The organism is Pseudomonas reidholzensis (genome assembly GCF_900536025.1).
GTDB classification, from domain to species: Bacteria; Pseudomonadota; Gammaproteobacteria; order Pseudomonadales; family Pseudomonadaceae; genus Aquipseudomonas; species Aquipseudomonas reidholzensis.
Genome location: NZ_UNOZ01000010.1, coordinates 13195 through 24964, shown reverse-complemented (window position 1 = coordinate 24964; position 11770 = coordinate 13195). Strand labels below are relative to the sequence as shown.

The 11770-nt window shown below is 64.2% G+C and carries 8 protein-coding genes; 2 read left to right on the top strand and 6 right to left on the bottom strand.

Annotated elements, in window-relative coordinates; genetic code table 11:
- Positions 1 to 970: 970 nt before the first annotated feature.
- From asd to leuC, 5 genes are all read right to left on the bottom strand, one after another.
- A complete protein-coding gene (gene asd, locus CCOS865_RS07685; protein ID WP_119139481.1) occupies positions 971 to 2083 on the bottom strand; it encodes an aspartate-semialdehyde dehydrogenase in 1113 nt (370 codons plus the stop codon).
- 63 nt (positions 2084 to 2146) lie between these two features.
- Positions 2147 to 3229 (bottom strand): 3-isopropylmalate dehydrogenase, encoded by a 1083-nt coding sequence (gene leuB, locus CCOS865_RS07680; RefSeq protein WP_119139479.1) that lies wholly within the window; start codon positions 3227 to 3229, stop codon positions 2147 to 2149.
- A 53-nt stretch (positions 3230 to 3282) separates the two neighbouring features.
- The gene (locus CCOS865_RS07675; protein WP_119139477.1) at positions 3283 to 4047 is read right to left on the bottom strand and encodes a class I SAM-dependent methyltransferase; all 765 of its coding nucleotides are present in this window, start codon (positions 4045 to 4047) and stop codon (positions 3283 to 3285) included.
- An 86-nt stretch (positions 4048 to 4133) separates the two neighbouring features.
- Positions 4134 to 4778, bottom strand: a complete 645-nt coding sequence (gene leuD, locus CCOS865_RS07670; RefSeq protein WP_119139475.1) for a 3-isopropylmalate dehydratase small subunit — start codon at positions 4776 to 4778, stop codon at positions 4134 to 4136.
- Entirely contained in the window at positions 4775 to 6208 is a 1434-nt protein-coding gene (gene leuC, locus CCOS865_RS07665; RefSeq protein WP_119139473.1) for a 3-isopropylmalate dehydratase large subunit, read from the bottom strand. The genes leuD and leuC overlap by 4 nt, the downstream gene beginning before the upstream one ends.
- 130 nt (positions 6209 to 6338) lie before the next feature.
- Between leuC and CCOS865_RS07660 the strand changes: the two genes are divergently transcribed.
- A complete protein-coding gene (locus CCOS865_RS07660) occupies positions 6339 to 7217 on the top strand; it encodes a LysR family transcriptional regulator (RefSeq protein WP_119139471.1) in 879 nt (292 codons plus the stop codon).
- 62 nt (positions 7218 to 7279) lie between these two features.
- On the top strand, positions 7280 to 10576 hold the full coding sequence (locus CCOS865_RS07655) for a PAS domain S-box protein (protein ID WP_119139469.1): 3297 nt from the start codon (positions 7280 to 7282) through the stop codon (positions 10574 to 10576).
- A gap of 733 nt (positions 10577 to 11309) precedes the next feature.
- Here the strand turns inward: CCOS865_RS07655 and CCOS865_RS07650 are convergent.
- Positions 11310 to 11753 carry an Hsp20 family protein gene (locus CCOS865_RS07650; RefSeq protein WP_119139467.1) on the bottom strand — a complete coding sequence of 148 codons (444 nt, stop codon included), beginning with the start codon at positions 11751 to 11753 and terminating at the stop codon, positions 11310 to 11312.
- Between the last annotated feature and the right edge of the window lie 17 nt (positions 11754 to 11770).

Sequence of the window (11770 nt, the reverse complement as noted above, 5' to 3'; positions counted from 1 at the left end):
GGATTATTGGATAGATGCCGGGGTAGCGCGTTTCGATCGTTGGGCTTATCCGGTTGATGTGGGGCTGCCACTGGCCCCTTCCGCCCTTACGGCGGGTCACTTTTGGCAAACGCCCCAAAAGTAACCAAAAGGTCTCGGCTCCTGCATCCGGCCCTCCGCTGCGCTGCGGGTTCCCTCACTCCGGTCTTGCTCCCGCGAGGACCGGGCTGTACGGGCCTTCCTGGCCCGCAGCCCTTGCCGGCCTTCCTGGCCGTCACCTCGCTTCGCAAGACCTCCGCTCGGCCTCCTGAAGTCGCAGTAGATCAAGATCACAAGCCAGATCAAAGGCCAGATCAAAGGCCAGATCAAAGGCCAGATCAAAGGCCAGATCAAAGGCCAGATCAAAGGCCAGGGCAACGGCTGGCGAATCGCTTCGCTCTCGCGGGGTTATAAGGGCGGTACAGCGCGTCAGCGCCAGAATTTGTATTCGCAATACCGGCCTCTTCGCGGGTAAACCCGCTCCCACAGGTTCACTGCTGACCGTAAGGCCACCACGGTCCCTGTGGGAGCGGGTTTACCCGCGAAGAGGCCAAGCTATCCACCACCCATGCCACTATCGAAGATAACGCCAGCCCAGGCGCCACCCCTAACTTGGCGACCTCAGGAGGCCGAACGGAGGTCTTGCGGAGCGAGGTGACGGCCATGGATGGCCGGCAAGCGCCGCGGGCCAGGAAGGCCCGTCCGGCGCGGTCCTCGCGGGAGCAAGACCGGAGTGAGGGAACCCGTAGCGCAGCGGAGGGCCGTATATGGGAGCCAGCGGTTTTGCCTACTTTTTCCAAGAAAAAAGTAGGACGCCGTAAAGGCGGAAGGGGTCATAAGCGCCACTACATGGAACGGATAAGCCCCCTAAGCCCAACGCATCCACACCGAACACACGCAAAAAAAACCCGCGCTCATCACAAGCGCGGGTTTTTGGTCCAGCCAAGCGCAATCAACGCTCCAGCAGGATCCGCAGCATGCGCCGCAGCGGCTCGGCGGCGCCCCACAGCAGCTGGTCGCCAACGGTGAACGCGCCCAGGTACTGCGAGCCCATGTTGAGCTTGCGCAGACGGCCGACCGGCACATTGAGGGTACCGGTGACCTTGGTCGGGCTCAGCTCCTGCATGCTGATCTCACGCTGGTTCGGCACCAGCTTCACCCAAGGGTTGTGCTGGCTGATCATGCCTTCGATGTCGGCCAGCGGCACGTCCTTGTTCAGCTTGATGGTCAGCGCCTGGCTGTGGCAACGCATGGCGCCGATGCGCACGCAGATACCGTCGACCGGGATCGGGCTCTTGAAGCGGCCGAGGATCTTGTTGGTCTCGGCCTGGGCCTTCCATTCTTCACGGCTCTGGCCGTTCGGCAGCTCTTTGTCGATCCATGGGATCAGGCTGCCGGCCAGCGGTACACCGAAGTTCTCGGTCGGGAACGCTTCGCTGCGCATGGCCTCGGCGACCTTGCGGTCGATGTCGAGGATGGCGCTGGCCGGGTTGGCCAACTCCTCGGTGACCGCCGCATTGATGCCGCCCATCTGCTTGATCAGCTCACGCATGTTCTGCGCGCCGGCACCGGAGGCCGCCTGGTAGGTCATGGCGCTCATCCACTCGACCAGGCCGGCTTCGAACAGGCCACCCAGGCCCATCAGCATCAGGCTGACGGTGCAGTTGCCGCCGATGTAGTTCTTGGTCCCGGCATCCAGCTGCTGGTCGATGACCTTGCGGTTGACCGGGTCGAGGATGATCACCGCGTCATCCTGCATGCGCAGCGACGAGGCCGCATCGATCCAGTAACCCTGCCAGCCGGCTTCGCGCAGCTTGGGGAAGACCTCGTTGGTGTAGTCGCCGCCCTGGCAGGTCAGAATGACGTCGAGGGTCTTCAGTTCTTCAATGTTGTACGCGTCCTTGAGCGGAGCAATGTCCTTGCCCACGTTCGGACCCTGGCCACCCACATTGGAGGTGGTGAAGAACACCGGCTCGATCAGGTCGAAATCCTGCTCCTCGAGCATCCGCTGCATAAGCACGGACCCGACCATCCCACGCCAACCGATCAGACCTACACGTTTCATCGCAACTACACCTTTGCTAAAAGTGGGCCGCCACCGAGAGAGATCGGCGGCGGGCCAGAGAGATTACAGATTCCGCAGTGCTGCGACTACTGCGTCGCCCATTTCTTGCGTACCGACCTTGGTGCAACCGGCCGACCAGATGTCGCCCGTGCGCAGCCCCTGGTCCAGGACCCGGCTGACCGCTTGCTCGATCGCCTCGGCGGCGGCCTGCTGGTTGAAGCTGTAACGCAGCATCATCGACACCGACAGGATGGTCGCCAGCGGGTTGGCAATGCCCTGCCCGGCGATGTCCGGCGCGGAGCCGTGGCACGGTTCGTACATGCCTTTGTTGTCGGCATCCAGCGACGCCGAGGGCAGCATGCCGATGGAACCGGTCAGCATGGAAGCTTCATCCGACAGGATGTCGCCGAACATGTTGTCGGTGACCACCACGTCGAACTGCTTGGGTGCACGCACCAGCTGCATGGCGGCGTTGTCGACGTACATGTGGCTCAGCTCGACGTCCGGGTAGGCCTTGGCGACGTCTTCGACCACTTCACGCCACAGCTGGCTGGACGCCAGGACGTTGGCCTTGTCGACCGAGCAGAGCTTCTTGCCACGCACACGGGCCATGTCGAAGCCGACCTGGGCAATGCGGCGGATCTCGCTCTCGCTGTACGGCAGGGTGTCATACGCCTGGCGCTCGCCGTTTTCCAGCTCGCGCTGGCCACGCGGGGCACCGAAGTAGATACCGCCGGTCAGCTCACGGACGATGAGGATATCCAGGCCCGAGACGATTTCCGGCTTCAGCGAGGAGGCGTCGGCCAGTTGCGGGTAGAGGATGGCCGGGCGCAGGTTGGCGAACAGGCCCAGTTGCGCACGGATCTTCAGCAGGCCGCGCTCAGGGCGGATATCCCGCTCGATCTTGTCCCACTTCGGCCCACCGACGGCGCCCAGCAGTACGGCGTCGGCCTTGCGGGCGCGGTCCAAAGTCTCGTCGGCCAGTGGCACGCCGTGCTGGTCGATGGCAGCGCCGCCGATCACGTCGTGCTCGAGGGCGAAACCGAGCTGGAACTTGTCGTTGGCCAGCTCCAGCACCTTGACCGCCTCGGCCATGATTTCCGGACCGATGCCATCACCTGGGAGAATCAGAATCTGCTTGCTCATGCTTTCCTCTATCCATTCAAACGGCGCGGCCCGCTCGGCCCCACCGGAAAAAACTAGCGCTCAGCCCACATCACCAGGACATCGGTGCTGAACGAGCCGTCGGCTTCGATCTGGTAATACTGCCGCACTTCCTCGCCCATGGCTTGCTGCAATTGGCGAATCGCCACGCGCAGCGGCTCTGGGGTACGCATGCGTTCGACCCAGGTCTGCCACTCCAGGCGCAGGCGCTGGCGACTGTGGCTGCGTACATGCAGGCCGGCTTCGCTGACCTGGCGCTGCCACTCGGCGGCGCTATAGTCGCGCACATGGCTGGTGTCGCGCAGCACTTCGACGCTTTGCAGGTAGGTGTCGAGCAGCGGGCTGCCCGGCGACATGACGTCGACGAAGGCCGCCACCCCACCCGGCTTAAGTACCCGGCGCACTTCGCGCAGGGCCAGGCCGAGGTCGCTCCAGTGATGCGCCGAGTAGCGGCTGAAGACGAAATCGAACGTGGCGTCGGCGAACGGCAAGCGCTCGGCCGCGCCACACTCGGTGCTGATATTGGCCAGGCCGCGCGCGGCGGCGGCGCTGGCGACCACGTCGAGCATCGATTGCGAGAGGTCGTAGGCGACCACCTCGGCGACCAGTGGCGCGATGTGGAAACTGACATGACCGGCACCACAGCCCAGGTCCAGCACGCAGGCCTCGGCGTGGCCGGCCAGCTCGGCCTGGAGCAGCGCGAATTCACTGCCCTGGGCGTGCACGGCGCTGCTCAGGTAAGCGCTGGCCTGCTCGCCGAACTGGCGCTGGACGACGTCGGTGTGGGTGCTGCTGGTCATGGATCAATCCTTTTATCTCGGTGTGCCGGTACCAGCCTCTTCGCGGGGCAAGCCCGCGAAGAGGCCAGCACGATCAACTACAGGCCTCAGGCGTCGCGGAACAACCAGGGCTGGCTGACGCGATGCTGCTGTTCGAAGCCTTTGATGGCCTCGGCATCCTGCAAGGTCAGGCCGATGTCATCGAAGCCATTGAGCAGGCAATGCTTGCGGAACGCGTCGATTTCAAAGTGCAGCACCTTGCCATCCGGACGGGTCACCGCCTGCGCCTGCAGGTCGACGGTCAACTGGTAGCCCGGCATCGCCTCGACCTGCTTGAACAGTTCGTCGACTTCCTCATCGCTGAGGATGATCGGCAGCAGGCCGTTCTTGAAGCTGTTGTTGAAGAAGATGTCGGCAAAGCTCGGCGCGATCACGCTACGGAAGCCGTATTCGTCCAACGCCCACGGCGCGTGCTCGCGGCTCGAACCGCAGCCGAAGTTTTCCCGGGCGATCAGCACGCTGGCACCCTGGTAACGGTCGTGGTTGAGCACGAAGTCCTTGTTCAACGGGCGCTTGCTGTTGTCCTGGTACGGCTGGCCGACATCCAGGTAGCGCCACTCGTCGAACAGGTTGGGGCCAAAGCCGGTGCGCTTGATCGACTTGAGAAACTGCTTGGGGATGATCTGGTCGGTGTCGACGTTGGCACGGTCCAACGGCGCGACGAGGCCGGTGTGCTGGGTAAAGGCTTTCATGCTGCGCTCCCTTGGATCAACTCGCGGACATCGATGAAGTGGCCGGTCACCGCGGCGGCGGCGGCCATGGCCGGGCTCACCAGGTGGGTACGGCCACCGGCGCCCTGACGGCCTTCGAAGTTGCGGTTAGAGGTCGAGGCGCAGTGCTCGCCGCTTTCCAGGCGGTCCGGGTTCATCGCCAGGCACATCGAGCAGCCCGGTTCACGCCATTCGAAGCCGGCTTCGATGAAGATCTTGTCCAGCCCTTCCCGCTCGGCCTGCGCCTTGACCAGGCCCGAACCCGGTACCACCAAGGCCTGCTTGACGTTGGCGGCGACCTTGCGGCCCTTGGCGATGACGGCAGCAGCGCGCAGGTCTTCGATCCGCGAGTTGGTGCAGGAGCCGATGAACACCCGGTCCAGGCGAATATCGGTGATCGCCTGGTTGGCGTTGAGGCCCATGTACTTGAGCGCGCGCTCGATCGAACCACGCTTGATCAGGTCAGGCTCGGCGGCCGGGTCCGGCACGCGCTGGTCGACGGCCAGGACCATCTCCGGCGAGGTGCCCCAGCTGACTTGCGGTTTGATCTGCGCGGCGTCGAGCTCGACCACGGTGTCGAACACCGCGTCGGCGTCAGACACCAGCCCGCGCCAGGCGGCAACCGCTTGCGGCCACTGGCTCGGGGTCGGCGCGTACGGGCGGCCCTCGACGTAATCGATGGTGATGTCATCGACGGCCACCAGGCCGACGCGGGCACCGGCCTCGATGGACATGTTGCAGATGGTCATGCGGCCTTCCATCGACAGCTCGCGGATGGCGCTGCCGGCGAATTCCATGGCGTGGCCGTTGCCACCCGCGGTGCCGATCTTGCCGATCACGGCGAGGACGATGTCCTTGGCGGTGACGCCCTCAGGCAATTGGCCTTCGACGCGAACCAGCATGTTCTTCATTTTCTTGGCGACCAGGCACTGGGTGGCGAGCACGTGCTCGACCTCGGAGGTGCCGATGCCGTGGGCCAGCGCGCCAAACGCGCCGTGGGTCGAGGTGTGCGAGTCGCCGCAGACCACGGTCATGCCCGGCAAGGTAGCGCCCTGCTCCGGGCTGATGACGTGGACGATGCCCTGGCGCTCGTCGTTCATCTTGAATTCGACGATGCCGTATTCGTCACAGTTTTCATCGAGGGTCTGCACCTGAAGGCGCGACACCTGGTCGACGATGGCCTCGATGCCGCCCTTGCGCTCAGGCGTGGTCGGCACGTTGTGGTCGGGCGTGGCGATGTTGGCGTCGATCCGCCACGGTTTGCGGCTGGCCAGGCGCAGGCCTTCGAAAGCCTGGGGCGAGGTCACTTCGTGAATGATGTGGCGATCGATGTAGATCAAGGACGACCCATCGTCGCGTCGCTTGACTTCATGTGCATCCCAGAGTTTGTCGTAGAGCGTTTTGCCAGCCATCAGACTGTTCCTCATCAGCGTCTTTCTATGCCAATAACCCCTTGGCTTGTACGGTCGATGCTATGGGGTTAGATTGAATAACTCAAATTCATAATTTTTATGCTTTGGATAACCGAAAGGAATACAAGACGTGGACCTGGCCAACCTCAGCGCGTTTATCGCGATCGCCGAGACCGGCAGCTTTTCGGGCGCCGGTGAGCGCCTGCACCTGACCCAACCGGCGATCAGCAAACGCATTGCCGGGCTCGAGCAGCAACTGGGCGTGCGCCTGTTCGACCGCCTGGGCCGGGAAATCACCCTGACCGAGGCCGGCCGCGCCCTGCTGCCGCGCGCCTACCAGATACTCAATGTACTCGACGATACCCGCCGTGCACTGACCAATCTGACCGGTGAAGTGACCGGCCGCCTGACCCTGGCCACCAGCCATCACATCGGCTTGCACCGTTTGCCGCCTCTATTACGGGCGTTTACCCGGCAGTACCCGGCGGTGGCACTGGATATCCAGTTCCTCGACTCGGAAGCGGCCTACGATGAAATCCTCCATGGCCGCGCCGAAATCGCGGTCATCACCCTCGCCCCGGAACCGCACCACCTGATCCGTGCGGTGCCCGTGTGGGACGACCTGCTGGACTTCGTCGCCGCCCCCGAGCACCCGCTGGCAAGCGATGGCGAGGTCAGCCTGGCCGATGTCGCCCGCCACCCGGCGGTGTTTCCCGGCGGTAACACCTTTACCCACCATATCGTCCAGCGTCTGTTCGAAAGCCAAGGGCTGACGCCGAACATCGCCATGAGCACCAACTACCTGGAAACCATCAAGATGATGGTCTCGATCGGCCTGGCCTGGAGCGTGCTGCCGCGGACCATGCTCGACGAGCAAGTTGCACCCATCGCTTTACCCGGCGTAAAGCTGTCGCGACAGCTAGGCTACATTCTGCACACCGAGCGAACGCTTTCGAACGCGGCCAGGGCCTTCATGGCACTGCTCGACAGCCACGCAGGGACCGCCTGACCGGTCGCAAGCACGGCATTTTCATTCTCAGGGACGCGTCATTCGCCAAAGGTCTGGTACCGATGCCCAAATCAGTTAACCGCTTTCCGCGCCTGCCGCGCATCCCTGCGGCCGACCCTCAGGCGTCGGAACAGGCCTGGCAGAATGCCCCGCAACTGCTCGCCGCGCTCAACGGCGCGCGCTTGGGCGCCTGGCTGTGGGATATCGAGAGCGGCCGGGTCAGCTGGTCGCGTGGCACCCAGGCGCTGTTCGGCTTCGACCCGCAGCGGCCGCTGCCGGGCGACATCGACTACCTCGACCTGCTGCCCGAGGAGGACCGTGCGCGCACCCGCCAGGCGTTCCAGGCGGTGGTCAACGGCGAACCGATCGAACAGGCCATGCGCCACCGCATCCGCTGGCCAGACGGCAGCCTGCACTGGCTGGAGATCAACGGCAGCCTGACCCACGACAGCCATGGCCGCCGGCAGATGATCGGGGTGATCCGCGAGATCAGTCGCCAGCGCGAGCGCGAAACCGCCCTGATCAACTCGGAAAAACGCTTCGCCACGCTGTTTCACATGAGCCCCAACGCGATTCTGCTGACCCGGCGCAGCGATGGCATGCTGTTCGAGGTCAACCAGCACTTCGAGGACATGTTCGGCTGGCCTGGTGCCCAGGTGGTCGGCAAGACCAGCCTGGAGTTGGGCCTGTGGGTCAACCCCGAGCAGCGCCACCAGATGCTCGAGGCCACCCTCGGCACCAGCGGGCCGGTGAGCATGGAAGTGCAGTTTCGCGCCAGCAGCGGCAAGATCCACGACGGCATCCTCTGCGCCCAGGGCATTGACCTGGAGGGCGTCAACTTCCTGATCAGCACCTTTGTCGACACCACCGAACGCAAGCGCGCCGAACTGGCCCTGAAAGACAGCCAGGAGCGCCTCGACCTGGCCCTGGACTCGGCGCAACTGGGCACCTGGGACTGGCACATCCCCAGCGGCATGCTCTATGGCTCGGCGCGCGCCGCCCAACTGCACGGGCTCGACCCGGTGCCGTTCCACGAGTCGTTCGAGGCGTTTTTCGAGGGCGTGCCGGAAGACGAACGCAGCGTCATGCGCCAGGCCTATCGCAGCCTGCGCGAGGGCCCGGCGGGCAATTACCAGATCACCTACCGGGTGCAGCTGGAAAACGGCGCCTCGCGCTTTATCGAAAGCCGCGCACGGTTGTACCGCGACGAGCACGGCAACCCGCTGCGCATGGCCGGGACCCTGCTCGACATCACTGACCAGGTCGAGCGCGAACAGCGCATGAGCGCCTCGGAAGAGAAGTTCGCCAGCCTGTTCCAGGTCAGCCCCGACCCGATCTGCGTGACCCGCCAGGACTCCGGCCAGTTCATCGAGGTCAACCCGGCCTTTACCCAGACCTTTGGCTGGGCCGCCGAGCAGGTGATCGGCCGCACCGCCGAAGAAATCGGCCTGTGGGCCGAGTCGTCCGAGCGCGCGCGGCGCATCGAGCAGGTGATCCGCGAGCAGGCCTTGAGCAACGTCGCGGTGGTGGTCAACCACCGCAGTGGCACGCCGTTGACCTGCGTGATCTCCAGCCGCCTGATCAGCGTCGACGGCCAGCCGTGCAGCGTCACCTCGCTGCGCGACATCACCCAGCAGCAACGCGCCGAAGCCGCGCTGAAGAACAGCGAAGAGAAGTTCGCCAAGGCCTTCCACTCCAGCCCCGACGCCATCACCATCACCGACCGCCAGAGCGGCCGCTACCTGGAGGTCAACGACGGGTTCGGCCGGCTGACCGGCTACAGCGCCGCCGAGGTGGTCGGCCACTCGGTGTACGAAATCGGCATCTGGGCCGACGACAAGCAGCGCAACGCCCTGCTCAGCGAGCTCAAGGAGCGCGGCCGGGTGCACCACCGGGAGATGCTCGGGCGCAACAAGCGCGGCGACATCCTCACCGTCGAGGTGTCGGTGGAGCCGATCAGCCTCAACGAGAGCGACTGCCTGCTGCTCACCGCGCGGGATGTCAGCCAGTTGAAGAACGCCCAGGCGCAGATCCGCCACCTGGCCTACCACGACCCGCTGACCAACCTGCCCAACCGCGCCTTGCTGATGGACCGCCTCAGCCAGCAGATCGCCCTGCTCAAGCGCCACAACCTGCGCGGCGCGCTGCTGTTCCTCGACCTCGATCACTTCAAGCACATCAACGACTCGCTGGGCCACCCGGTGGGCGACACCGTGCTGAAGATCATCACCGCCCGGCTCGAGGCCAGCGTGCGCCTGGAAGACACCGTGGCGCGCCTGGGCGGCGACGAGTTCGTGGTGCTGCTGAGCGGCCTGGAGGGCAGCCGCGAGCACGTCGAGAACAAAGTCCGCGAACTGGCCGATACCCTGCGCGAGTTGCTGGCCGAGCCGATGTCGCTGGACGGCCAGCGCCTGCAGGTGACGCCGAGCATCGGCGTGGCGCTGATCCCCGACCATGGCGCGACCCCGGCCGACCTGCTCAAGCGCGCCGACATCGCCTTGTACCGGGCCAAGGATTCGGGCCGCAACACCACCCAACTGTTCCACACCACCATGCAGAAGGCCGCCAGCGAGCGCCTGCGCATGGAAAACGACCTGCGCCTGGCCTTGGCCCGGGGTGAACTGGCGCTGCACTTCCAGCCCCAGGTGGACGCGCGCGACAACCGCATCGTCGGCGCCGAAGTGCTGCTGCGCTGGCATCATCCGCAGCTGGGCCAGCAACCGCCGGCGCAGTTCATCCAGGTGCTGGAGGAAAGCGGGCTGATCCTTGAGGTGGGCAGCTGGATCCTCGACGAAGCCTGCGACGCCTGCGCGCGCATGCTGGTCGACGGGCTGATCGATGCCGATGACTTCAGCCTGTGCGTGAACATCAGCCCGCGGCAGTTCCGCCAGAACGATTTCGTCGAGCGGGTGCTGCGCAGCCTGGACGACTATGGGTTGCCACGGCGGATGCTCAAGCTGGAGATCACCGAGGGCATCGTCATCCAGAACCTGGAGGACACGATTGCCAAGATGCGTGAGCTGAAGCGCTATGGGGTGAGCTTTGCCATGGATGACTTCGGCACGGGCTATTCGTCGCTGACGTACCTCAAGCGGCTGCCGGTGGACACGCTGAAGATCGACCAGACGTTCGTGCGTGATGCGCCGATCGACCCCAATGATGCCGAGATCGTCCGGGCGATTGTCGCCATGGCGCGCAGCCTGGAGCTGTCGGTGATTGCCGAGGGGGTGGAGTTGACCGAGCAGCTGGAGTTTCTCGAGCGGCTGGGGTGTCACTTGTATCAGGGGTATCTGCATAGCCGGCCGCTGCCGCTGCCGGAGTTTCGGCAGATGCTGCTGGAGGCGCCGGCGGATTATTGAGTCGCTAGGCAGCGGTTGAGCCCAGAAAGGGCTTGCAGATTGGGGGCTTATCCATTCGATGTGGTGGCGCTGATGGCCCCTTCCGCCCTTACGGCGGGTCACTTTTGGCAAACGCCCCAAAAGTAACCAAAAGGTCTCGGCTCCTGCATCCGGCCCTCCGCTGCGCTGCGGGTTCCCTCACTCCGGTCTTGCTCCCGTGAGGACCGCGCCGGACGGGCCTTCCTGGCCCGCGGCGCTTGCCGGCCATCCATGGCCGTCACCTCACTCCGCAAGACCTCCGTTCGGCCTCCTGAAGTCGCAGTAGATCAAGATCACCAGCCAGATCAAGATCAAGGGCCAGGGCAACGGCTGGCGAATCGCTGCGCTCTCGCTGGTTTATAAGGGCGGTACAGCGCGTCAGCGCCAGAATTTCCATTGGCAGTCCCGGCCTCTTCGCGGGTAAACCCGCTCCCACAGGTTATCTGCTGACTGTAAGGCCACTGCGGTCCCTGTGGGAGCGGGTTTACCCGCGAAGAGGCCAAGCTATCCACCGCTCATGCCACTATCGAAGATAACGCCAGCCCAGGCGCCACCCCTAACTTGGCGACCTCAGGAGGCCGAACGGAGGTCTTGCGGAGCGAGGTGACGGCCATGGATTGGCCGCGCCACACCCAACGGATAAACACACAATTCCCAACGCACCAAAACCAAAAAAAGGGCACCCGAAGGTGCCCCTTTTTTCATCCTGGCAAACTTAATTCAGCACAGGTTTCTCGCCATTGATCGGGATGCGTTTGGCCTTGGCTTCTTCGGGCACAATGCGCAGCAGGTCAACACTGAGCAGCCCATTGGCCAACCCGGCGGACTTCACTTCAATGTGGTCGGCCAAGCGGAACGACAACTTGAAGGCCCGCTGGGCAATGCCCTGGTGCAGGTAGGTCACCGCGCCATTGGCGGCATCACGCTTGCCACCACTGACGGTCAGGACACCCTTCTCGACCTGCAGCTCGAGGTCTTCTTCCTGGAAGCCGGCTGCGGCCACCACGATACGATAATGGTCATCGCCATGTTTTTCGACGTTGTAGGGGGGGTAGCTGCTACCCGCCTCGTTACGCGCCGCCGACTCGAACAGGTCATTGAAACGGTCGAAGCCAACGGAATGGCGGAACAGTGGTGCGAGAGAGAAAGCGGTGGTCATGGTCATAAACTCCTGAG